The 22,381-nt window shown below is 62.3% G+C and carries 20 protein-coding genes and 1 pseudogene; 14 read left to right on the top strand and 7 right to left on the bottom strand.

Annotation, left to right across the window (positions count from 1 at the left end):
• Positions 1-15 precede the first annotated feature (15 nt).
• The 3 genes from L1P09_RS00545 to L1P09_RS00535 are packed head-to-tail and all read left to right on the top strand — an operon-like array spanning position 16 to position 2,619.
• A complete protein-coding gene (locus L1P09_RS00545) occupies positions 16-309 on the top strand; it encodes a DUF2388 domain-containing protein (RefSeq protein WP_009683560.1) in 294 nt (97 codons plus the stop codon).
• A 37-nt stretch (positions 310-346) separates the two neighbouring features.
• Positions 347-667 (top strand): DUF2388 domain-containing protein, encoded by a 321-nt coding sequence (locus tag L1P09_RS00540; protein ID WP_009683561.1) that lies wholly within the window; start codon positions 347-349, stop codon positions 665-667.
• Positions 664-2,619: a DUF7844 domain-containing protein gene (locus L1P09_RS00535; protein WP_054904516.1), complete on the top strand. Its 1,956-nt coding sequence runs from the start codon at positions 664-666 to the stop codon at positions 2,617-2,619. Before L1P09_RS00540 ends, L1P09_RS00535 begins: the two co-directional genes overlap by 4 nt.
• An 82-nt stretch (positions 2,620-2,701) precedes the next feature.
• On the opposite strand, the gene L1P09_RS00530 is transcribed toward L1P09_RS00535, so the two are convergent.
• A complete protein-coding gene (locus L1P09_RS00530) occupies positions 2,702-3,103 on the bottom strand; it encodes a GFA family protein (protein WP_054904523.1) in 402 nt (133 codons plus the stop codon).
• A gap of 266 nt (positions 3,104-3,369) precedes the next feature.
• Here L1P09_RS00530 and L1P09_RS00525 point away from each other — a divergent pair, with 266 nt between their 5' ends.
• From L1P09_RS00525 to L1P09_RS00485, 9 genes and pseudogenes are all read left to right on the top strand, one after another.
• Complete coding sequence (locus L1P09_RS00525) at positions 3,370-4,677, top strand: CitMHS family transporter (RefSeq protein WP_009683564.1); 1,308 nt, start codon at positions 3,370-3,372, stop codon at positions 4,675-4,677.
• 69 nt (positions 4,678-4,746) lie between these two features.
• Positions 4,747-5,517 (top strand): TerC family protein, encoded by a 771-nt coding sequence (locus L1P09_RS00520; protein ID WP_029885361.1) that lies wholly within the window; start codon positions 4,747-4,749, stop codon positions 5,515-5,517.
• A 245-nt stretch (positions 5,518-5,762) separates the two neighbouring features.
• Positions 5,763-7,420 (top strand): annotated as a pseudogene (locus L1P09_RS00515) (Na/Pi cotransporter family protein).
• 20 nt (positions 7,421-7,440) lie between these two features.
• Positions 7,441-8,847, top strand: coding sequence for a M16 family metallopeptidase (locus tag L1P09_RS00510; protein WP_054904514.1), 1,407 nt, complete (start codon positions 7,441-7,443; stop codon positions 8,845-8,847).
• A 155-nt stretch (positions 8,848-9,002) separates the two neighbouring features.
• A complete protein-coding gene (locus L1P09_RS00505; protein WP_192441374.1) occupies positions 9,003-10,025 on the top strand; it encodes a DUF5924 family protein in 1,023 nt (340 codons plus the stop codon).
• 93 nt (positions 10,026-10,118) lie between these two features.
• Positions 10,119-11,252, top strand: coding sequence for an ABC transporter permease (locus L1P09_RS00500; protein ID WP_054904512.1), 1,134 nt, complete (start codon positions 10,119-10,121; stop codon positions 11,250-11,252).
• Positions 11,249-12,040 (top strand): ABC transporter ATP-binding protein, encoded by a 792-nt coding sequence (locus tag L1P09_RS00495; RefSeq protein WP_009683570.1) that lies wholly within the window; start codon positions 11,249-11,251, stop codon positions 12,038-12,040. The genes L1P09_RS00500 and L1P09_RS00495 overlap by 4 nt, the downstream gene beginning before the upstream one ends.
• A gap of 3 nt (positions 12,041-12,043) precedes the next feature.
• Positions 12,044-12,982: an MlaD family protein gene (locus tag L1P09_RS00490; protein ID WP_054904510.1), complete on the top strand. Its 939-nt coding sequence runs from the start codon at positions 12,044-12,046 to the stop codon at positions 12,980-12,982.
• Positions 12,979-13,596: an ABC-type transport auxiliary lipoprotein family protein gene (locus tag L1P09_RS00485; protein ID WP_054904509.1), complete on the top strand. Its 618-nt coding sequence runs from the start codon at positions 12,979-12,981 to the stop codon at positions 13,594-13,596. The genes L1P09_RS00490 and L1P09_RS00485 overlap by 4 nt, the downstream gene beginning before the upstream one ends.
• 37 nt (positions 13,597-13,633) lie before the next feature.
• Here the strand turns inward: L1P09_RS00485 and L1P09_RS00480 are convergent, their stop codons facing one another.
• The 6 genes from L1P09_RS00480 to L1P09_RS00455 form a co-directional block, all read right to left on the bottom strand.
• Positions 13,634-14,863 (bottom strand): nucleoside recognition domain-containing protein, encoded by a 1,230-nt coding sequence (locus L1P09_RS00480; protein WP_054911443.1) that lies wholly within the window; start codon positions 14,861-14,863, stop codon positions 13,634-13,636.
• 132 nt (positions 14,864-14,995) lie between these two features.
• On the bottom strand, positions 14,996-16,324 hold the full coding sequence (gltP, locus tag L1P09_RS00475) for a glutamate/aspartate:proton symporter GltP (protein WP_235768309.1): 1,329 nt from the start codon (positions 16,322-16,324) through the stop codon (positions 14,996-14,998).
• A 746-nt stretch (positions 16,325-17,070) separates the two neighbouring features.
• On the bottom strand, positions 17,071-17,541 hold the full coding sequence (locus L1P09_RS00470; protein WP_192441368.1) for an inhibitor of vertebrate lysozyme family protein: 471 nt from the start codon (positions 17,539-17,541) through the stop codon (positions 17,071-17,073).
• Positions 17,542-17,543: 2 nt separating this feature from the next.
• The gene (locus L1P09_RS00465; protein WP_003252966.1) at positions 17,544-17,705 is read right to left on the bottom strand and encodes a DUF1328 domain-containing protein; all 162 of its coding nucleotides are present in this window, start codon (positions 17,703-17,705) and stop codon (positions 17,544-17,546) included.
• A 41-nt stretch (positions 17,706-17,746) separates the two neighbouring features.
• Positions 17,747-18,037, bottom strand: coding sequence for a hypothetical protein (locus L1P09_RS00460; protein ID WP_029885352.1), 291 nt, complete (start codon positions 18,035-18,037; stop codon positions 17,747-17,749).
• 174 nt (positions 18,038-18,211) lie between these two features.
• Positions 18,212-19,033 (bottom strand): BON domain-containing protein, encoded by an 822-nt coding sequence (locus L1P09_RS00455; protein WP_054904507.1) that lies wholly within the window; start codon positions 19,031-19,033, stop codon positions 18,212-18,214.
• A 210-nt stretch (positions 19,034-19,243) separates the two neighbouring features.
• Between L1P09_RS00455 and algB the strand changes: the two genes are divergently transcribed.
• A complete protein-coding gene (gene algB, locus L1P09_RS00450; protein ID WP_235768308.1) occupies positions 19,244-20,590 on the top strand; it encodes a sigma-54-dependent response regulator transcription factor AlgB in 1,347 nt (448 codons plus the stop codon).
• Positions 20,587-22,368, top strand: a complete 1,782-nt coding sequence (locus L1P09_RS00445; RefSeq protein ID WP_009683579.1) for a KinB sensor domain-containing domain — start codon at positions 20,587-20,589, stop codon at positions 22,366-22,368. Before algB ends, L1P09_RS00445 begins: the two co-directional genes overlap by 4 nt.
• Positions 22,369-22,381 lie beyond the last annotated feature (13 nt).

The following is a 22,381-nucleotide window of genomic DNA, read 5'->3' as shown; positions in this document are numbered from 1 at the left end:
GTTGTCGTAGAGCCCATGCGTTATCTGTTGCCGCTGCTGTTTTCCCTTGCCGGCATGGCCAGCGCCCATGCCATGGACACCACTACCCAAGGCCTGGTGATCTCAGCCTACGCCACCAGCCAGGTCACCACTGCACCCTTTGATCGCAAATTGGTGCGTGAGGCCCGTGACGATGCCGCGGTATTCGTCGCCACCCATGGCCAGATCCGCGGTGCTCGGCTGGAAGCTGCCCTGGAATCATTACGCCATAATTGCGCACGGCAGGGCGTTGGCGATCTGGAACTGGCGCAAGCAATTCTCGTCCAATGACTACATCTGACTCCCTGTAATTTTTCGGAGATGCTCCATGCGTAAACCGCTGATTGCCGCTACCCTCGGCATGTTGCTGCTGGCTGACCTGGCCCAGGCACAGACCCTGGTGGCCACCAGCAACATCATCGTGCGTGCCTTTGGCCGCTCGATCGACTTCACCTCGGACACCACCACTTCGATCCGCGACTCGAAAGTGGTACGCGAAGCCCACGACGACGCTGCCAGCTTCGTGGCCAGCAACGGGGACATCCGTGGCGCGCAGCTCGAAGCTGCCCTCACCACCCTGCGCGAGCGCGTTCCGGAAGCACGCGGCGCCAGCGACCAGGTATTGGCCGAAGCCATCCTCGCACTGTGAAGCCCGTGCGTGCCTGGCTGCTCGGCTGCGCCCTGACGCTGCTCGGCACGCCCGCCCTGGCCGGCCTGCAGCTCGAGCTGCAGTCGTCCGGCCTCGACCCACAGCAGACTCAAGCCAGCCAGGCCCTGCTTGACGAGGCCATGGCCAAGCTGCCCCCGCGCTTCAAGCAGCAACTCGACCGCCGCGTGCAGGTGAGCTGGAGCGACAACATGCCAGCCGACGCCTATGGGCAGGCCACACTGGTGTCCACGCTTCAGCTCAACCGTCGCCTGCTGCCCGGGCTCACCGATGGCAGTGCCGCCATTGAGCGCACCAACCGCCCTCATGGCACCGTGCGACAAGAGCTACTGGCCACAGTCCTGCACGAACTCAGCCACATCTACGACCGTGCGCGCCTATGGCCCAGCCGTGAAAGATCGCTGATTGCCCGCTGTAAACGCCAACAGGGCACCGTGGGCAAAATCGGCCTGCCTGAGGAATGCCGCGGCCAGGCTGAGCGCCGCTTCACCCTGAGCGATGACCCACGCCTGCTTGACCTGGCCGGCTGGCCGCAATACGTGGGCCGCCGGGGTGAGCGTGAGCAGCACAACGGCCAGTTCGTGCGCAGCCCCGACAGCTATGAACTCAGCAGCCCCAAGGAATACCTCGCGGTGAACATGGAGTACTTCCTCCTGGACCCGAGCTACGGTTGTCGCCGCCCGGCGCTCAACCAGTACCTGCATGAGCATTTCGGCTGGGCACCGCCACAGAACACTTGCGCCAGGGGCTTGCCATTCATCAATGCCGGTAGCGACTTCGCCCGCCAGCCACTGGGCGAAATCGACCCCGAACGGGTTTATGAAGTGGACTACCTGCTGGCCGAAGCCAACCAGAACCTGGTCAGCCGCTGGGGCCACAGCATGCTGCGCCTGGTCATCTGCAGACCCGGCCGCCCCCGCGGGCCAGACTGCCGCCTCGACCTGGACCAGAGCCTGGTGCTGTCATACCGCGCGTTCGTCAACGATGTGCAGCTATCGAGCTGGGACGGCCTGGTCGGCGTCTATCCATCGCGCCTGTTCGTGCTGCCGCTGGGCCAGGTCATCGACGAATACACCAAGACAGAGCTGCGCAGCCTGGCCTCGGTGCCCTTGAAGCTGAACCGCGAAGAGATTGAAAACCTGGTGCGCCAGGCTGCCGAAATGCACTGGAGCTACGACGGCAACTACTGGTTCCTGTCCAACAACTGTGCCGTAGAGTCATTGAAGTTGCTGCGCAGCGGCACCGCCAACCCGCAATTGAATGACCTGGACAGCATCATGCCCAACGGTTTGCTGGCCGTGCTCAAGGGCAGGGGGCTGGCCGACACGAGCGTGCTCGACAACCCCCGCGAGGCGCTGCGCCTGGGCTACCGCTTCGACTCCTACCGCGAGCGGTACCAGGCCATGTTCGAGGTGCTGCGCAAGCAATTGCCGATCCAGCAGCAACTGGTAGAAGACTGGCTGGCCTTGAGCGCCGAGCAACGTCGCCCCTGGTTCGCCCAGGCCGACCTGCGCACCAGCGCTGCGCTGCTGCTACTGGAGCAGGCCAGCCTGCGCCGGCAACTGTTGCTGGCCCAGGACGAGGTCAAGCAGCGCTACCTGAATGCCGCAGCGTTGAAAGATGGCAGCGTCAACAAGGCCGATGCCACCCTCAAGCAAATGCTTGCCAACAGCGGCTTCCTCAGCCGCCCGGCAGAATTGCTCGACAGCAAAGGCTATGGACTGCCGCAGCCCGAAGAACGCGAACACCTGGAGCGGGAGAGCAAGGAACGGCAGGCCAGGTTGCTGCGCCTGAGTACCAACCTGGACAAGGAGGTAAGGGCGCTGCTGGCCCCCTCGCGGGCCAGGGAAATTTCTGCGGTAGAGGCCAATGTGAAGCAGATAGGCGAGCATTTGCGGGCACTGCACAAGGCTGCAGGTGGCCTGCAGTTGTAACGGCGCCTATCCGCGGCGAGCCGGCTTACACCTAGTGGAGTTGGCTTGCCAGCGGCAGGGCCCGCAGCACGAGCACAGCATCTTAAAGGCGTTCCCCGTGCTCCTCCGGCAAATCCTCATCAAGGTGCAGCCAAGGCAACCGGCTGCCTACCCAGATATGGCGGTTGGCGCGCACGCCCTCCGGGTGGTCGAGGGTGGCCACGGTCACATCGATGGTCTCGGGACTGTGCGTGGTCACCAGCGCCACATGGGCCCCACACCGCCCACAAAAGTAACGGCTGCAACTGGGCGGGGCCACGTAGCAGTTCGGCTTACCCGTTAACCAATGGAAATCCGAGCGGGGTAGGGTCAGCCAGGTCACGACCAGCCCACCACTTACCCGCCGACAGATTGTGCAGTGGCAGTGGGCGATGTCCGTCAGGTCACCCGCCAGCCGATACCGCAACGCGCCGCAATGGCAGCCACCCTCGGTCACATGCTGCATCATCTACCTCTCGTCGCCTTTGCTTCAGCGAAAGCTGGCTGAAAGCTTGTGCTCATAGGATAGCGCCACCACCGGCACAAGACCGGTCAGCCAGGGCGCCCGGTAACAACCGCGCCCGGCCCAATCAACAACAACAATGGTGATCCTGATGTATTCCTGTGCCCGCCTTCGCGCAATCCCCCTCCGCATGCTCCCCGTGCAGCGCCAAACGCGCTGACCCGCCCGAATCGACGTTCCTTTCGTAGCGCCACGCCTGGAGTATTGCCATGCTGACCTTCCTCGGCTTTGCCATGGTCATCACCTTCATGTACCTGATCATGACCAAGCGCCTGTCGGCCTTGATCGCGCTGATCCTGGTACCGATCCTGTTCGCCGTGTTCGGCGGTTTTTCCGCCAAGATCGGCCCGATGATGCTCGAGGGCATCAGCAAGCTCGCGCCTACCGGCGTGATGCTGATGTTCGCAATCCTGTATTTCGCCCTGATGATCGACTCCGGCCTGTTCGACCCGGCCGTGCGCAAGATCCTCAAGCTGGTCAAGGGCGACCCGCTGAAAGTCTCGGTGGGTACCGCCGTACTGGCCCTGGTGGTTTCGCTCGACGGTGATGGCGCCACCACTTACATGATTTGCTGCGCCGCCATGCTGCCGATGTACAGCCGCCTGGGGATGAGCCCGCGAATCATGGCCGGCCTGACCATTCTGGCCGGCGGCGTGATGAACATGACCCCTTGGGGCGGCCCGACCGCACGTGCCGCCAGCGCCCTGCACGTGGACCCGTCGGACATTTTCGTGCCGATGATCCCGGCCATGTTGTTCGGCGTACTGGCCATCCTGGCCATTGCCTACCTGTACGGCAAGCGTGAGCGTGCCCGCCTGGGTGAACTGCACCTGCCAACCGATGACACCGACCATAGCGATATCACCGTTTCGCAATTCCCTGAGGCCCGCCGCCCCAAGCTGCTGTACTTCAATGGCGCGCTGACTGCCGCCCTGATGGTCGCGCTGATCGCCGGTATCCTGCCGCTGCCGGTGCTGTTCATGATCGCCTTCAGCATTGCCATGATCGTCAACTACCCCTGCCTGCAACAGCAGAAAGACCGCATCGCCGCCCATGCCGGCAGCGTGCTGGCAGTCACCGGGTTGATCTTCGCCGCGGGCATCTTCACGGGCATTCTGTCGGGCACCGGCATGGTCGATGCCATGTCCAAGAGCCTGCTGGCAGTCATCCCTGAAGCGATGGGCCCCTACATGGCAGTGATCACCGCAATCGTGAGCATGCCGTTCACCTTCTTCATGTCCAACGACGCGTTCTACTACGGGGTTTTGCCAGTGTTGGCCGAGGCCGCCAGCCACTACGGCATCAGCCCGGTTGAAATGGCCCGCGCATCGATCGTCGGCCAGCCGGTACACCTGCTCAGCCCACTGGTGCCCTCGACCTACCTGCTGGTAGCCCTGGCCGGTATCGAGTTTGGCGATCACCAGCGCTTCACGCTCAAGTGGGCAGTGCTGGTGTGCCTGTGCATAATGTTCGCCGCGCTGCTGATGGGCATTTTCCCGCTGTTCAGTAGTCTTTAATAAACGCGTATTACCCCACCGCGACGCGCCCTGCAGGGCGCGTCGCCTTTACCGCTCGAAGGAAACAACATGGAATGGCTGACCAGCCCGGAAATCTGGGTTGCCTTTTTTACCCTCACCGCGCTTGAGATCGTCCTCGGGATCGACAACATCATCATGATCTCGATCCTGGTCAGCCGCATGCCCAAGCACATGCAGCCGCGCACCCGGATCTTCGGCCTGGCCCTGGCCATGGTCACCCGCATCATGCTGCTGTTGTCGATCACCTGGGTCATGCGCCTTACCGCCGACCTGTTCGTGGTGCTCGGCCAGGGCATCTCCGGGCGTGACCTGATCCTGTTCTTCGGCGGCCTGTTCCTGCTGTGGAAAAGCTCCCAAGAGATCTACCACGGCCTGGAAGGTGAGGACGAAAACGATGAAGCGCCCAAAGGCGCAGGTGGCAAGTTCTTCTACACCATCATTCAGATTGCCATCATCGACATCGTGTTCTCGCTGGACTCGGTGATTACCGCAGTAGGCATGGTGTCCCACGTGCCAGTGATGATCGCTGCCATCGTCGTGGCCGTACTGGTGATGATGCTGTGCGCCGGCGCCATCAGCAACTTCATCGACAAGCACCCATCGCTGAAGATGCTCGCACTGTCGTTCCTGATCGTGGTCGGTACCGTACTGATCGCCGAAGCGTTCGACGTGCACGTGCCCAAAGGCTACGTCTACTTCGCCATGGCCTTCTCGCTGGCGGTAGAGGCCATCAACATTCGCATGCGCACTGCCCTGGCCCGCAAGGACGGCAAAGAGCATGACCCAGTGAAACTGCGCAAGGACATTCCGGGTCAGTAAGAGCGGAACGTGCAGGACAGCGGGGGCCCTACGGGGCCCCTTTTTCATTTTTGAATGGCTGCTACGTTGCGCCTGCAAGACCGGCAATGATTCATTCACGGTATGTTTCAAATTGATGACTACCGTGCGAAGCTGGCAAGCACTGCGCAAAACAGCTAAAGCTTTGAGTGAGCAATGAAAACCTATTCGAACGCTCACGTTTCTTCCCTTGGCCCCATGGGCCTGTGCTTCAGGGGGCCTTCGCCATGCTGACCCTGCTCAACCTGCTCTCGGCCGTAACGCTACTGGTCTGGGGCACCCATATCGTGCGCACCGGCATCCTTCGGGTATTCGGCTCGAATCTGCGGCGCATCATTGGCCAGAACATGAACAAGCGCCCGCTGGCATTCATTGCCGGCATTCTGGTCACTGCCATGGTGCAAAGCAGCAACGCCACGGCCATGCTGGTCACCTCGTTCGTCGGCCAGGGCCTGATGGCCATGACCCCCGCCTTGGCAATCATGCTCGGCGCCGATGTCGGCACTGCGCTGATGGCCCGGGTACTCACGTTCGACCTATCCTGGCTGTCGCCGCTGTTGATCTTCCTCGGCGTCATCTTCTTCCTTTCGCGCAAACAGACGCGGGCTGGCCAATTGGGCAGGGTGGGTATCGGGCTGGGCCTGATCATCCTGGCGCTGGAGCTGATCGTACAGGCCGCCGCGCCCATCACCCATGCCCAGGGCGTGAAGGTACTGTTCGCCTCGCTGACGGGCGACATCATGCTCGATGCCCTGGTCGGGGCGACGTTCGCCATGGTCTCTTATTCCAGCTTGGCGGCCGTTCTCCTCACGGCGACCCTGGCCGGTGCCGAGGTCATCAGCCTGCCGGTGGCCATTGGCCTGGTAGTCGGCGCCAACATCGGCAGTGGCCTGCTGGCGTTCATCAGCACCAGCATGCAGAACGCCGCCGGGTGGCCTTGGGCAGCCTGCTGTACAAGCTGATCGGCCTGGTGTTGATCATTCCCGTACTGCACCCGCTGGTAGGCTGGATGGACTCGCTGAGCTTCAGCCCGCAAGAGCTGGTCATCGGCTTCCACCTGCTCTACAACACCTCCCGTTGCTTGCTGATGCTACCCACGGTCAACCCCATGGGTCGGTTGTGCAATGTGCTGCTGCCCGAGCGGGAACACAGCAACGGCCAGATCCGTGCGCGCCACCTCGACGCGTCCGCACTGGAGACCCCCAGCCTGGCCCTGGCCAATGCCGCGCGGGAAACCCTGCGCCTGGGCGACATCGTCGACAGCCTGCTCGAAGCCATGCTGGGGGCCCTGCGGGGCACCCAGACGGCGCTGCCCCAGCAGGTACGCGCCCTGGGCGAAGATGCCGACGCCCTGTACAGCGCGATCAAGCTGTACCTGGCGCAGATGACACGCGAGGACCTCAGCGAGCAAGACAACCGTCGCTGGGCGGAAATCATCGAAGTGGCTATCAACCTCAAGCTGGCCTGCGACCTCATCGAACGCATGCTGCGCAAGGTCCAGCAGCAGAAGACCAGCCAGCGCCGTGAGTTTTCCCAGGTCGGCCTCGAAGAGCTGACCGGCCTGCAGGAACAATTGCTGGCCAACCTGCGCCTGGGCTTGTCGGTGTTCCTCAGCGCCGACCCGGAAAGCGCCCGCTTGCTGCTGCGTGAAAAACGCCGGTTCCGGGCCCAGGAGCGGCGCCTGGCCCACGCCCACGTCAGCCGCCTGCAGCGCAAAGTCATGCAAAGCCTCGAGACCAGTTCGCTACACTTGGAGCTGATCGCCGACATGAAGCGTTTGAACTCTTTGTTCTGTAGCAGTGCCTATGTGGTACTGGGCGGCTCGGACACCGGCGGGTTGATGCTCGACAGTGTGCCAGACGAAGCCAGCCATGATTCTGCCTAGCTGAGGACCCTAGCTCGCCCATGCGTTGCCTGATGTTCGTTTGCATCCTGATCTGCAGCCTGCCCACTTTCGCCCTCGACCGGTCGCGGGTGGAAGGCTACCTGTTGCCCAACGGCCTGCAGGTGATTCTGAAAAATGGCTACGAGCGTGACCATGTGGCGATACGCCTGGTGGTCGGGGTTGGGCTGGATGATTTCGATTGCGAGCAGAAAGAGCTGCCGCACCTGCTTGAGCACCTGCTGTTCAGCGGCATCGATGAAACCGGCGAAGGCGGCCTGGAAGAGCGCCTGCAGGCGCTGGGCGGGGAATGGAACGCCTTTACCAGCAGTGCCGATACCACTTTCGTCATCGAAGCACCGGCGCGCAACCAGCGCAAGGTACTCGACCTGTTGCTGGCGGTCATCCGCGATACCCACATCGATGCCAAGGCCCTGGCCACCGCCAAACGCATCATCGAACGCGAGGATGGCGGCCACTACGGCCACCTGCAGCGCTGGCTCGACCGCCAGGACATCGGTCACCCCGCCAGCGACCAACTGGCCACCGAGCTGGGCCTGAAGTGCCCAGAGCGCTCCAACGTCGACGACATGACCCTGGAACAGGTCCAGGCCCTGCGCGACCGCTGGTACGCCGCCAACAACATGACCCTGATCATGGTCGGTGGCCTGGACCGCCTGTTGCCAGCCTATCTGGAACGCTCGTTTGGCGAGCTGCCGGCCACCGAGCCAGAAGAGCGCCGCAACCTGGATAGCATCACCCAGCAAGCCGAGCAGCGTCGCGATCTGACCCGTGGCTGGCTCGGTGACAGCGTGAAACTGCACTGGCTTTTCATCGAGCCGGTACTGGACAACGACCACCAGGCCACCCTCGACCTGCTGGCACGCTACCTGGACTGGGCCATCTACGACCAGCTGCGCCTGCGCAATGGCTTGTCCTATGGGCCCTCGGTGCAGCGCGAAAGCTTCGGTGACACCGGCCTGCTCAGCGTCAATGCCGACCTGGAGCGCGATGACATCGACAAGGCCGTAGCGGTCATGCAGCGGTTGTTCAAGCACCTGCGCAAAGAAGGGCTGGACCCGGATACGTTCGCCCGCATCAAGGATGCCAGCGTCGCCAAGGAAAGCTGGAGCACCCAAGGCAACAGTGCGTTGGCCGACTACTACTGGGGGGCGCTGAACGACTACACCGACGGCCGCTTCACCAACCCGGTGCGCAAACTGCGCCAGGTCACCCTGGAGCAAGCCAACCAGGCGATGCGGGAATTGCTCAGGGAAGACGGCTACGTACGCATTGAAAAGCCGCTGCTCGGTTATGACGAATTCTATGGGCTGGGTGCCCTGTTGGTAGGGCTGATCGTGGCCGCGGGGCTGTTGCGCTGGCGGCGGCATGGCCCACAGCGGCCGAGCGGTGCTACACGCCGGCGGTGAATCAGCGGTATTCTTTTGCCAGTACTGGCCTCTTCGCGGGTAAACCCGCTCCTACAGGGACCCCACTGTTGCAGAAGCTGTGGTGATCCAGTGGGAGCGGGTTTACCCGCGAAGCGGCCGGCACAGCCACCCAACTCTCTCCTGTTGTAGAGCCAATGCCTCAGATCCCCCGCATCGTCCAGCGCATCATCGAACTGCTCAAACGCTATCCCGGCATCATCGCGCTTGGGGGTTTTCTTTCCGGCATCGGCAGCTTCATCCTGGTCGACCGCCAGGCCGGCCTGGCCAGTTGGGTTGCCGTGCTGATGCTGGTGAGCTGGGTGTGGCTGATGCTGGAAAACACACTCACCGGCCTGTTCGCGCGCACGTTCAACCGCGAAATCCCGCAGCCACTGCTGCGCTACGCCACGCAGATGATCCACCAGGAAACACTGTTCTTCGTTTTGCCCTTCTTCTTCATCACCACGACCTGGAACAGCGGCCAGTTGGTGTTCACCGGCCTGCTCGGCGCTGCCGGCCTGGTGTCGATCATCGACCCGCTGTACTACAAATGGCTCGCTCCGCGGCGCTGGCTGTTCCTGGCGCTGCATACCCTCACCCTGTTCGCTGCGTTGCTCACGGCGCTGCCGATCATCGTCCACCTGACCACCGCGCAAAGCTTCAAGCTGGCGCTGATCATCGCCATGGCGCTGTCGTTTCCCAGCTTGGCCAGCAGTTTTCCGATCAACAACTGGCGCCGGGCTGTGGCCTTGTTGCTGGTCACGCTGTCGGTGGGTGCTGGCGGCTGGTGGTTGCGCTCCTGGGTACCGCCGGCAACCCTGTGGATGACCGAGGTGGCGGTGAGCACCGAAGTGCTGAACCGCCAGCCAGGCGAGTCGCTGCACGAAATTGCCGCCAGCAGCATTCGCAGCAGCGGCTTGTACGCCTATACCGCCATCAACGCACCACGCGGCCTGAATGAGCGGATCTACCACGTGTGGCAGAAGGACGGCCAGGAGGTGGACCGCATTGCCCTCGACATCCACGGTGGGCGCAAGGAAGGCTACCGGGCCTGGACGCACAAGCAGAACTTCCCACCCAACCCGGCGGGCAGGTGGCAGGTGCGGGTTCTGACCGAGGATGGCCAAGTGATTGGCGTACTGCGCTTCAAGGTGGTCGACGATGTGCCAGCCGGGTAATCAATACCTGCTGGTACACAGCACATAATCACCAAACAGCCCCGGCCTGCTGCGCTATGATCAGCCCCTGAGCCTTAGCGCCGAGTCAGTTGCATGGAGCCTATGACCACCCCCAGCCTCACTCTGGATACCAGCCGGCAACCGGCCTGCCTGCGCATTGCCGGTGACTGGACCTTGGCGCACTACGCCAGCCTGAAACGCGACAGCGAGCGGCTGCGTGCGCAATACACCCCCGACACCGTCGCCGACCTCAGCCAGCTGGGGCGCCTGGACACGGCCGGTGCGTCGCTGCTGGCCGAACTGCTCGGCACCGAGCGCCTGTCGCGCTGCACCCACGACCTGCCGGAAGCCAGCCGGGCGCTGCTGAAGAATGTCTACCAATCGGTCCAGGACTACTGCATCCCGGTCAAGAAGCCCGAGCGCAACGTGCTGCTGTTGCTGCTGGAGCGTATAGGCTGCGCCGTCGGCACCCTGTGGCAAGACAGCATGCAACTGCTCGGCTTCATCGGCGTCATCCTCGAAACGCTGCTACGCCGTGCCCTACAGCCACACCGCTGGCGCATCACCCCGGTCGTCGCCCACATCGAACAGACAGGGCTGGATGCCGCGCCAATCGTGGCCTTGCTGACCTTTCTGGTGGGTGCCGTGGTGGCCTTCCTTGGCGCCACGGTGCTGGCCGACTTCGGCGCAACGGTGTTCACCGTCGACCTGGTGGCGTTCTCGTTCCTGCGCGAGTTCGCCGTGTTGCTCACCGCCATCCTCATGGCCGGCCGCACCGCCAGCGCATTTACCGCGCAGATCGGCTCGATGAAAGCCAATGAGGAAATAGACGCGATCCGCACCCTGGGCCTCAACCCAATGGAACTGCTGGTGGTACCCCGGGTGCTGGCGCTGCTGATTACCCTGCCGCTGCTCACGTTCGTCGCCATGCTTTGCGGCATCGTCGGCGGGGCCGTGGTGTGCGCCCTGTCGCTGGGCATTTCGCCGGCCATGTTCCTGTCATTGCTGCAAAGCGATATTGGCGTGCAGCACTTTCTGGTCGGCCTGGCCAAGGCGCCGTTCTTTGCCTTTCTGATTGCCGCCATTGGCTGCCTGGAAGGCTTCAAGGTCAGCGGCAGCGCCGAGTCGGTCGGTGCACACACGACTTCGGCCGTGGTGCAGTCGATCTTCGTGGTTATCGTGCTCGACGCGGTGGCCGCGCTGTTCTTCATGGAGATGGGCTGGTGAACCGACGTGAGAGCGTGATCGAAGCCCGCGGCATCTGTAACCGCTTTGGCCGGCAAGTGGTGCATGAAAACCTCGACCTGGACCTGTACCGCGGCGAGATCCTTGCCGTGGTGGGCGGGTCTGGTAGCGGCAAGTCCGTGCTGCTGCGCAGTATCATCGGCCTGCGCCGCCCCAACGAAGGGCAGATCAAGGTGTTCGGCCAGGACCTGGCCGGCCTGCGCGAAACGCAGCGCTCATTGGTCGAACGGCGTTTTGGCGTACTGTTCCAGAAGGGCGCGCTGTTCTCTTCCCTGACAGTGACCGAGAACGTTGCCCTGCCACTGATCGAGCATGCCGGGTTATCCCGCGCCGATGCCGAGCACCTGGCCGGGGTAAAGCTGGCATTGGCCGGGCTGCCGATCTCGGCGGCCGACAAGTACCCTGCTTCTTTGTCGGGGGGCATGATCAAGCGCGCAGCGCTGGCCCGGGCCCTGGCCCTGGACCCGGACATACTGTTCCTCGACGAGCCGACCGCAGGCCTGGACCCGATCGGCGCTGCGGCCTTCGACCAGTTGATCCTCACCCTGCGCGATGCGCTCGGCCTGTCGGTGTTCCTGATCACCCACGACCTCGACACCCTGTACACCATCACCGACCGCATCGCCGTACTCTCGCAGAAAAAGGTCCTGGTGGCCGGCCCATTGGCCGAGGTCGAACAGACCAACGACGCCTGGATCCAAGAATACTTTCACGGCCCACGCGGGCGCGCAGCCGAACAGGCCGCCACCCGCACTGGCCAGGAGCGCTGAGCAATGGAAACCCGAGCCCATCACGTTCTTATCGGCCTGGTCACCGTCCTGGTGGTAGCCGGTGCCATGCTGTTCGGCCTGTGGCTGACCAAGTCCAGCGTCGACGATGCGTTCAAGGACTACGAAGTCGTGTTCAACGAGGCAGTTTCCGGCCTGTCTCGTGGCAGCCCGGTGCAGTACAACGGGATCAAGGTGGGTGACGTTTCCACCCTGCGCCTGGACCCTAAAGACCCGCGTCGGGTATTGGCACGGGTGCGCCTTAGCGGCGATACCCCAGTCAAAGAAGACACCCAGGCCAAGCTGACCCTGGCCGGGGTGACCGGCAACTCGTTCATCCAGCTCAGCGGCGGTACCCCACAGAGCCCCGAGCTGAAAGGCAAAGACGGCAAGCTGCCGGTGATCATCGCCTCGCCATCGCCCATCTCGCGCCTGCTCAATGACAGCAGCGACCTGGTGACCAACATCAACTTGCTGCTGCACAACGCCAACCAGATGTTCTCCGAGGGCAACATCGACCACCTCAGCAATACCTTGGCCAACCTCGACAAGACCACCGGCGCCTTCGCCGGGGAGCATGGCAGCATCAGCCAGGCTATCGAGCAACTGGTCCAGGTAGGCAAGCAGGCCAGCGCGACCCTGGCCGAAACCCAGGTGCTGATGCGCAATGCCAATGGCTTGCTGGGCACCGAGGGCAAGCAGGCCATCGGCAGCGCCGAGCAAGCCATGCAGTCGTTGGCGCAGAGCACTGCCACCATCAACAGCCTGCTGAAGGACAACAGCGAAGCCATCGGCGACGGCGCCCAGGGCCTGAACCAGCTGACCCCGGCCATCCGCGAACTGCGCGAAACCCTCAACGCACTCAAAAGCATTTCCCGGCAACTGGAAGCAGACCCCAGCGGCTACCTGCTCGGCCGCGACAACAACAAGGAGTTCCAGCCATGAAATCGTCGCTGCGCTTAGTGGCTTTGGCGGTCACGATTGGGCTGGCCAGCGCCTGCTCGATCCTGCCCACGAGCGAGCCTGTGGACCTGTATCGCTTGCCCGTCAACCAGGTCAGCCGCAGCGCGCCGCCGCTGGACTGGTCATTGCGCCTGAACAAACCGCTGGCCAGCGAGGTATTGGCCGGCCCACGGATTGCGGTCATCCCGCAGGGCAATGTGGTCAGCAGCTACAAGGGCGCGCGCTGGAGCGATCCGGCCCCGATGCTGCTGCGCAACCGGCTGCTCGACGGCTTCCAGCGCGACGGGCAGGTGCAGCGCCTGAGCGCCGACGACAGCAATTTGCAGGCTGACTACGAGCTGGCTGGCGAGTTGCAGGCGTTCCAGAGCGAATACCGCGCGGACGGCACCGTGGAGGTGGTGATCCGCTATGACGCACGGCTGGTGCAAGGCCGCACTCAGCGTATCCTCGCCAGCAAGCGCTTCGAGGTCCGCCAGCCGCTGGCAGACAAGCAAGTAGCCGGGGTAGTGGCCGGGTTTGGCCAAGCGTGCGATCTACTCACCGGGCAGGTGGTCGAGTGGGCGATTGCCCAGGCAGGCAGCAGCACAACCCGCTAGTGTTTACCCGTTGATGCGGTGCAGGCCTGCAGATCGTTCAGGCAAAGAACCAGTAACACACGCAGATGGCTGCCACTACACCAGAGAACTCGGCCAGCAGCGCACACCCCACCGCATGCCGCACACGCTGGATGCCCACCGCGCCGAAATACACCGCCAGCACATAGAAAGTCGTCTCGGTACTGCCCTGGATGGTTGCCGCCACCAGGGCAGGGAAGCTGTCCACCCCTTGGCTCTGCATGGTCTCGATCAGCATTGCCCGCGCCGCGCTCCCGGAGAACGGCTTGACCAACGCTGTCGGCAGGCCTTCGACGAAGCGCGTGTCCAGGCCCAGCCAGTTGACCGCATGGCGAATACCGTCCAACGCCAATTCCAGCGCGCCCGAGGCTCTCAGCACGCCCACAGCCACCAGCATGGCCACCAGGTAGGGCAGCAGGTTCTTGGCGACGTCAAAGCCCTCTTTGGCGCCCTCGACAAAGGCTTCATATACCTTCACCTGCCGCAACGCACCGATCACCACGAACAGCAGGATCACGCCAAACAGCGTCAAGTTACCCAGGATCGACGACAAGCTGGCCAGTGCCGCTGCCGACAATGTGCCCAGGAAGGCCATGAAGCCACCCAGCAGCAGCGCACCGGGGATGAAGTAGGCAAGTACGACCGGGTCCCACAAACGCAGGCGTTGCATGACGGCCACCGACAACAGCCCGACCAGGGTCGAGACACTGGTGGCCAGTAGGATCGGCAGGAACACCATGGTCGGGTCGGGCGCGCCTTGCTGGGCGCGGTACATGAAGATGGTCACAGGCAGCAGGGTCAACGAAGAGGCGTTGAGCACCAGGAACAGGATCTGCGCGTTGCTCGCCGTGGTGCTGCTGGGGTTCAGCTCCTGCAACGCGCGCATGGCTTTGAGGCCAATCGGTGTGGCGGCGTTGTCCAGCCCCAGGCCGTTGGCCGCGAAGTTCATGGTGATCAGGCCCAGTGCCGGGTGGCCGGGTGGTACTTCCGGCATCAAGCGCGCAAACAACGGGCCCAGTACCTTGGCCAGCCATTCGACGATGCCGGCCTTTTCGGCAATTTTGAGAAAGCCCAGCCACAGGGTCAGAGTGCCAAACAGCAGCACCATCACCTCGACCGAGAGCTTGGCCATGGCAAAGATGCTCTCGACCATGGCCGCAAAAATGCCCGCGTTGCCGCCTATCAGCCATTGGGCCAGGGCGGACACTGCCGCCACCAGGAAAAAGCCGAGCCAAAGGCCATTGAGCATCCGTGTGTTCCCCCAGAAAAGTGCCCGAATGATAGCGTATCGGGGCGCAAGGCTGCAGACCGCGGCCGCGCAACATCACAGACAACAAAAAGCCCCGACGGGTCGGGGCTTTTTGTACAGCGGGGTATGAACTCAGCGCTTGGCCGCTTCGCCAACCACCGCAGTTTGCTGTTTGTCAGCCATGAGCGAGACGTAGTACTGCTCACCCTTGGCCGCATCGTACATGCCTTCCCAACGTGAGATGACCAATGCCGCCAGGGCGTTGCCGATCACGTTCAGCGCGGTGCGGGCCATGTCCATGATGCGGTCGACGCCGGCGATGAAGGCCAGGCCTTCCAGCGGAATGCCCACGCTGCCGAGGGTGGCCAGCAGTACCACGAACGAAACGCCTGGCACACCAGCAATACCTTTGGACGTGACCATCAGGGTCAGCACCAGCAGCAGCTGCTGGCTCCACGACAGGTCGATATCGTACAGCTGGGCAATGAAGATCGCCGCAATGCTCTGGTACAGGGTCGAACCGTCGAGGTTGAAGGAGTAGCCGGTCGGTACCACGAACGAGCAGATCGACTTTGGTGCACCGTACTTCTCCATTTTCTCGATCACCCGTGGCAGCACGGTTTCCGAACTGGAAGTGGAGTAGGCCAGGATCAGCTCATCTTTCATGATGCGCATGATCTTGATCACCGAGAAGCCAAACAGGCGAGCCACCAGGCCCAGTACCATGAAGGCGAAGAAGGCAATGGCGAAGTACACCAGCAGCACCAGCTTGGCCAGCGGCAGCAGCGAGCTGAAGCCGAAGTTGGCGACAGTCACGGCGATCAGGGCGAACACACCGATCGGTGCGTAGTTCATGATCATGTGGGTGACCTTGAACATGGTTTCCGATACGGCCTGGAAGGTACGTACCAGCGGGTCACGCAGCTCTGCCTGCAGGCTCGACAGCCCCAGCCCGAACATGACCGAGAAGAAGATGATCGGCAGCATTTCGCCACGCATCAGCGCTGCGAAGATGTTCGACGGGATCAGGTTGAGCAGGGTCTCGATGAAGGCGTGCTCATGCTGCACTTCGGCCGCGGTCGCCTGATACTTGGAAATATCCACGGTACCCAGCGTGCTCATGTCGATACCGGCACCGGGGTGGAACAGGTTTGCCAGCACCAGGCCGACGACGATGGCGATCGTGGTCACCACCTCGAAGTAGATGATGGTCTTCAGGCCAATGCTGCCCAGTTTCTTCGCATCGCCAACCCCGGCGATACCCACGATCAGCGACGAAATCACGATCGGGACGACGATCATCTTGATCAGGCGAATGAAGATGTCACCGGCGGGCTGGAGGACGTTACTGATCCACCAGGCCTTTTCTGCACTGAAGTGGTTCAGCAGCGCGCCGATTGCAACACCCAGCACCAGACCGATGACGATCTGCCAGGCGAGGCTCAGTTTTGCCTTCTTCATGTCTTTACCCTTTGTTCTAGTGGTCATGACACCGGGTGGAAACAGGCGTGACAGAGCCCTTGGCCAAGTCACACGCAATAACGGTTTCCGTCCGGCGACGTTATGTAAGGACACCGCAGGCGAGCGACAGGGCGCCCTGGCCAGCGAAAAAGGCGGCAACTATTGCGATGGCAGGGGGGGAAATCTAATGCCTGAAGCGCATACCCCATGCAGGTTATGCATACCGTTTTCGACCGACGAGGTAGGTTTGTAAGTCGTTGATTTATAACGTTCGGGATCCCGAACAAGACGAGACAGCCATATTCAGGCGGATCTGGCACTCTAAAAAGAAGTGACAAATATGACGCGTTCGACAATCCGAATGGCCGAAATGCCACAGGTGAGGGAGTCGATACGGAGGGAAAAAATTTGATGTACGGTCGAGACAAAATGTGTCTCGGGGAAGAACACGCGCAAGGAAAGAGGCATTTCCTACGTGGCTCCTCGGAAGTCAGGTCGGCTTGGGTATCCCAGCGATACCGCCGACCTGAAGCTTCCGATTCCGCCGTTCCTGACCCGGCCCAACGCTGGAGGCACTCCCTGTACCCCTAGGCCACTCCGATCATGTCTCAACCAGAACAGCCCGGCCCCTTGGTCATGTGCAACCCCTCCTCGGGGCGGCGCATCATAGAAGGCTGAACGCTACAAAGGTTCAGCTTCTATTTCGTGTCAGTGGGTGACCACTCACCGGCACTGGCAACCACGGCTCAGTACCAATTCGGGTCACGCTTGAGCTGCTCCTGCAGCATCGTCTTCATGCCGTCATCCGGCTTGCCCAGCCAGCGGTACTGCGCATGCCGGGTTGGCGACTTGTCCTTGGGCAAGCCTTCAGGCACCTCCACGAGCATGCCGTAGGCATCATCCTTGTCCCAGCTGAACGCAACGATCAGGCGCTTGTAGGTGCACTTGTCCTGGGCCTCGCACAGGGGGCCGACCAAGTACTCGTCGCCATCTTCCGTAACAGCAGACATTTGCTGCTCCGAGCTGCCAGTGAGGTTGACCACCCAATCGGGCAGGCGCTCCTCGCCTTTGATCGTGTCCTGCCAGGTTTCCCGGTATTCCGGGTCCGAACCCAGCAGCTGGTTGGCACGGACCTGGCCATCATTGGCAGCCAGTGCCGCTGCACTGCTACCCATCAGCAGGGCAGCAGCCAGGGCAGTGTGTAGCTTCCTGCTCATTGTCAACCTCGACCGCGTCCAAAGAAGAAGGAGGCTACAAACAGGACCAGGAAGACAATGAACAGGATCTTCGCAATACCTGTAGCAGCGCCGGCGATACCACCGAAGCCCAGAACGGCAGCGACAATGGCGATGATGAGGAAAGTGATAGCCCAGCTCAGCATGGTGTTTCTCCTTTCTTTTTCAAAACTTCAAACGGTCCGCCTTAGAACACCCAGCGGTCTTGAGGCACGACGTGTTCCAGAGTGGCCGGCGATGCCGCCTTGCCCTGGGAGGGCAACGGGTCCGCCGCCTTGACGAAACTGTTGGCCCGGGTCGACTGGATCTGGCTCAGCAGAGCTGTCTGTGCAGCCACCTGGTCGGCCAGACGCGCTGTTTGCCAGCTGTAGTAGAAGAGGCCGGCAGCCAAGGTCAAAACCAGTGCGATCCCTACCGACACCAGGTGGCGCAGTGACAGAGTGGCGACTTGCGAGTGGTTGACGGACTGGCGATTCATGCCGGCTCCTCCTGCTGTAATTTTTGTTCAAACCTGAACAGGTAATTGCAGCCTGCATGCCAGCCTCATAAATAAATAAAAACCCTTTAAAAACAATAACTTAACAATTTGGCCACAGGCGTATCAGGACGTATCCTGCACGATGGCCATGCTGGGGTCGTGCGAATTGCACGATCAGCCTTCGACCTTGGTCGCGACCTTCAGCAGATCGGCATCCACCCCCCGCACGCCAATGATCTGCCGGGCCATTTCCACGGCAATGGTTTTTTGCTCCGCACTGACCACCTCGCCGGACAACCGCACCATGCCCTCTTCACTGGCCACTTTGAGGTTCAGCCCATCAAGGTTGCGGCTGTAGCGGTAGCTACTCTGGATCTTGTCGATGATCCAGGGGTCGCTTGGCTGCGGGCCGCTTGGTGTCCCCACAGGGGTTTCCCGCGCTTTGGCCATGGCAGCGCTGTCGAGGCTGACAAGATTGTTCACCATGTGCACGCCATCGGTTGTGCGCGCCACCACGCCCGCCAGCTCCTTGGCCTCGGCGCTGTCGACTTTACCCCGCAAGGTCACCACGCCCTCGCTGCTTTGCACTTCGATTGCAGCCTTCTCGGTGGTACGGCTCCACAGCAACCGCGCACGGATCACCGCTGCCAGGGTGGCGTCCTCCAGGCGCTGGGCATAGGCCCGCAGCTCGAGCGGGCGCTCGACCAGTTCAGCGTTGACCTGCAGTTGGTTATCGACCTGCTCGACACCTCGGGTAGCCAAGGCCACGTCTTCGGCCAACCGGCGCTCCACCTCGTTTTCTACCTCGCCGGAAAGCCGCGCCTGTTTGCCGTCTACCTCGACTTTGATACGGAACGGGTTGAGCATGCGGTTTAGCGACAACGCCGTTTGCAGCGCCCCTTCAAGCCGGGCGTCATGCACGGGGTCCGCGAGAGCGGGGGTGAACACGGGAAGCAAAGCGGCTGCTAACACAGCGCTGCGTAGGGCAAAGGTCATGGCGTTACCTCCTTTTGTAGGCAAAAGCTGAAAATCATCGCAACCAATGTGCCACCCTATGCCTCTAAGCAAAGCACCGGGAAATGGGGCCTGAAGGCGTCGTTTAGCCATTGGCTAGCATGCAAAGGACAGAATCCTTCAGAATTGACCATGCAACTTGCCCGATTTTTCCCACACTAAATAAAGATCTACCCTTAAGGAGCGCAGGAAATGGAATCAGCCCAGGACAACCAAGGCCGCATTCTGCTGGTGGATGACGAGTCCGCGATCCTGCGCACTTTCCGCTATTGCCTGGAGGACGAGGGCTACAGCGTGGCCACCGCCAATAGCGCCGCCCAGGCAGAGAGCCTGTTGCAGCGCCAGGTGTTCGACCTGTGCTTCCTGGATTTGCGCCTGGGTGAGGACAACGGACTTGATGTACTGGCGCAGATGCGCATTCAGGCGCCCTGGATGCGCGTGGTGATCGTTACCGCGCACTCGGCAATCGACACGGCAGTGGACGCCATCCAGGCGGGTGCCGCCGACTATCTCGTCAAGCCCTGCAGCCCAGACCAACTGCGCCTGGCCACCGCCAAGCAACTGGAAGTGCGGCAACTCTCGGCCCGCCTCGAAGCGCTGGAAGGTGAAGTACGCAAACCCAAGGACGGCCTCGACTCACACAGCCCGGCGATGATGGCCGTGCTGGAAACCGCCCGCCAGGTCGCGACCACTGACGCCAACATCCTCATCCTCGGCGAGTCCGGCACCGGTAAAGGCGAGCTGGCCCGCGCCATTCATGGCTGGAGCAAGCGTGCACGCAAAGCCTGTGTGACCATCAACTGCCCGTCGCTTAATGCGGAGCTGATGGAGAGCGAGCTGTTCGGCCATACCCGCGGCTCCTTCACCGGCGCCAGTGAAAGCACGCTTGGGCGGGTGAGCCAGGCTGACGGCGGCACGCTGTTCCTCGACGAGATCGGCGACTTCCCACTGACCTTGCAGCCCAAGCTGCTGCGCTTCATTCAGGACAAGGAATACGAGCGCGTGGGTGACCCGGTTACCCGCCGGGCGGACGTGCGCATCCTGGCTGCCACCAACCTCAACCTTGAAGAGATGGTGCGCGAAAGCCGCTTCCGCGAAGACCTGCTCTACCGCCTGAACGTCATCACCCTGCACCTACCGCCCCTGCGCGAGCGCAGCGAGGACATTCTGACCCTCGCCGACCGCTTCCTCGCCCGTTTCGTCAAGGAGTATTCCCGGCCAGCACGCGGCTTCAGTGAAGAAGCCCGCGCGGCGCTGCTCAACTACCGCTGGCCCGGCAACATTCGCGAATTGCGCAACGTAGTGGAAAGAGCCAGCATCATATGCCCGCAAGAGCGGGTAGAAATCAGCCACCTGGGCATGGGTGAGCAGCCGGCTGGCAACGCCCCACGCGTTGGCGCCGCGCTTAGCCTCGACGAGTTGGAGCGTGCGCACATCGGTGCCGTACTGGCCGCCAGCGACACCCTGGACCAGGCCGCGAAGACCTTGGGCATCGACGCCTCCACCCTGTACCGCAAACGCAAGCAATACAACTTATGAAATGGCCACCCATGAAGCTGCGCACGCGGCTTTTCCTCAGTATCTCGGCACTGGTCACCGTGGCGCTGCTCGGTCTGCTGCTGGGCCTGGTCAGTGTTCTGCAGATGGCCACGATGCAACAGCAACTGGTGCGCGACACCACCCACTCCTTGGAGGTGGGGCTCAAGCTGCGGCAGAACCTTGGCGAGCAGTTGAACCTGATTCTGGATGACGACACCGCCCCGGAAAACCTGCGATCGCTGCAGGACAACTTCCAGTCCCTTCTGGCCAAGGGGCTGGAGCAAGGCGGCGAGCGCACCGGTTTCAGCAAAGCCAACAGCAACTATCAAGCCTTCCTCCAGGCTTACCGCGACAGCCCGGCCCCTGCCCGCAGCATGGGTGTGGACCAGCCGCTGGGCGCTGCATTCAATCAGGTCCGCACCGACCTGATCGACTCCCACAGGCAGGCCCTGGACCTGATTACCCGCAGCGAGGAGCGCAGCCGTGACCGCGCCTTGCTGGTCAGCGGTGTGCTGGGCTTGATGGGCCTGGTGGTGCTGGTACTCGGCTTTATCAGTGCGCACAACATCGCGCGGCGCTTCGGCCAGCCGATCGAGGCGCTGGCCACGGCCGCCGACCAGTTGGGCAAGGGCAATTTCGATGTCACCCTGCCAGTCACCCAGGCGGCCGAACTCAACCAGCTCACCCGCCGCTTCGGCTTGATGGCCGATGCCTTGCGCAAGCACCAGGCCACCAACGTCGACGAGCTGCTGGCCGGCCAGCAACGCTTGCAGGCGGTGCTGGACAGCATCGACGATGGCCTGTTGATCATCGACCGCCAGGGCCGGCTGGAACACCTCAACCCGGTAGCCCAGCGCCAGCTGGGCTGGAATGACAGCCGGGTAGGCAGCAGCCTTGCCGAAGCGTTGCAACGGCCAGAGCTGGAACAGCAGCTGCGCCAAGTGCTGCGGGGCGGCAGCCTGGACCGGCCACCAGACGACCTGAACATGGAGGTGGATGAAGAATCGCGCCTGCTTACCTACAGCCTGACCCCGGTCAGCCACCCACAGGGGCCGATTCTTGGCGCAGTGATGGTGCTGCACGACGTAACCGAGCAGCGCGCCTTCGAGCGTGTGCGCAGTGAATTCGTGCTGCGCGCCTCCCATGAGTTGCGTACGCCCGTTACCGGCATGCACATGGCCTTCGGCCTGTTGCGCGAGCGCGTCAAGTTCCCGCCAGAAGCGCGGGAGAATGACTTGCTGGAAACCATCGGCGAAGAAATGCAGCGCCTTACCCAACTGATCAACGACCTGCTCAACTTCTCGCGCTATCAAAGCGGGCTACAGAAACTGGAGCTGGCTCCCTGTGCCATCGACGAGCTGGTGGAGCGGGCACAACTGCGGGTTGCCGACCAGGCTGCGCACAAGCAGATCGAGTTGGTCAGCGACCTGGAGCAGCCACTGCCGCGCATCCAAGCCGACCCCGCGCAACTTGATCGGGTGCTGGACAACCTGCTGCACAACGCCATCCGCCATACCCCCAAGGGCGGGCGCATCCGCTTGCACGCCCGCCGCCATGCGGAGCGGGTGATCATCAGTGTCGAGGATAACGGCGAAGGCATCGCCTACGGCCAGCAAGGGCGCATTTTCGAGCCCTTCGTGCAGGTTGGCCGCAAAAAAGGTGGGGCGGGGCTGGGCCTGGCGCTGTGCAAGGAGATCGTGCAACTGCATGGCGGGCGCATGGGCGTGTTTTCGCGGCCGGGGCAGGGCACGCAGTTCTATATGGCATTGCCAGTCTGACGCACGCCTACAC

Source organism: Pseudomonas juntendi (assembly GCF_021560075.1).
Lineage (GTDB): Bacteria > Pseudomonadota > Gammaproteobacteria > Pseudomonadales > Pseudomonadaceae > Aquipseudomonas > Aquipseudomonas juntendi.
This window is presented reverse-complemented; position numbering and strand designations above follow the sequence as displayed.

What these genes read in the sequence shown, in the direction of transcription:
- L1P09_RS00545 (WP_009683560.1), top strand. Translation starts at nt 16, where the DNA reads ATGCGTTATCTGTTGCCGCTGCTGTTTTCCCTTGCCGGCATGGCCAGC.
- L1P09_RS00540 (WP_009683561.1), top strand. Translation starts at nt 347, where the DNA reads ATGCGTAAACCGCTGATTGCCGCTACCCTCGGCATGTTGCTGCTGGCT.
- L1P09_RS00530 (WP_054904523.1), bottom strand. Translation starts at nt 3,103, where the DNA reads ATGCAGCATGTGACCGAGGGTGGCTGCCATTGCGGCGCGTTGCGGTAT.
- L1P09_RS00525 (WP_009683564.1), top strand. Translation starts at nt 3,370, where the DNA reads ATGCTGACCTTCCTCGGCTTTGCCATGGTCATCACCTTCATGTACCTG.
- L1P09_RS00520 (WP_029885361.1), top strand. Translation starts at nt 4,747, where the DNA reads ATGGAATGGCTGACCAGCCCGGAAATCTGGGTTGCCTTTTTTACCCTC.
- L1P09_RS00510 (WP_054904514.1), top strand. Translation starts at nt 7,441, where the DNA reads ATGCGTTGCCTGATGTTCGTTTGCATCCTGATCTGCAGCCTGCCCACT.
- L1P09_RS00505 (WP_192441374.1), top strand. Translation starts at nt 9,003, where the DNA reads ATGCCTCAGATCCCCCGCATCGTCCAGCGCATCATCGAACTGCTCAAA.
- L1P09_RS00500 (WP_054904512.1), top strand. Translation starts at nt 10,119, where the DNA reads ATGGAGCCTATGACCACCCCCAGCCTCACTCTGGATACCAGCCGGCAA.
- L1P09_RS00490 (WP_054904510.1), top strand. Translation starts at nt 12,044, where the DNA reads ATGGAAACCCGAGCCCATCACGTTCTTATCGGCCTGGTCACCGTCCTG.
- L1P09_RS00485 (WP_054904509.1), top strand. Translation starts at nt 12,979, where the DNA reads ATGAAATCGTCGCTGCGCTTAGTGGCTTTGGCGGTCACGATTGGGCTG.
- L1P09_RS00480 (WP_054911443.1), bottom strand. Translation starts at nt 14,863, where the DNA reads ATGCTCAATGGCCTTTGGCTCGGCTTTTTCCTGGTGGCGGCAGTGTCC.
- gltP (WP_235768309.1), bottom strand. Translation starts at nt 16,324, where the DNA reads ATGAAGAAGGCAAAACTGAGCCTCGCCTGGCAGATCGTCATCGGTCTG.
- L1P09_RS00470 (WP_192441368.1), bottom strand. Translation starts at nt 17,541, where the DNA reads ATGAGCAGGAAGCTACACACTGCCCTGGCTGCTGCCCTGCTGATGGGT.
- L1P09_RS00465 (WP_003252966.1), bottom strand. Translation starts at nt 17,705, where the DNA reads ATGCTGAGCTGGGCTATCACTTTCCTCATCATCGCCATTGTCGCTGCC.
- L1P09_RS00460 (WP_029885352.1), bottom strand. Translation starts at nt 18,037, where the DNA reads ATGAATCGCCAGTCCGTCAACCACTCGCAAGTCGCCACTCTGTCACTG.
- L1P09_RS00455 (WP_054904507.1), bottom strand. Translation starts at nt 19,033, where the DNA reads ATGACCTTTGCCCTACGCAGCGCTGTGTTAGCAGCCGCTTTGCTTCCC.
- algB (WP_235768308.1), top strand. Translation starts at nt 19,244, where the DNA reads ATGGAATCAGCCCAGGACAACCAAGGCCGCATTCTGCTGGTGGATGAC.
- L1P09_RS00445 (WP_009683579.1), top strand. Translation starts at nt 20,587, where the DNA reads ATGAAATGGCCACCCATGAAGCTGCGCACGCGGCTTTTCCTCAGTATC.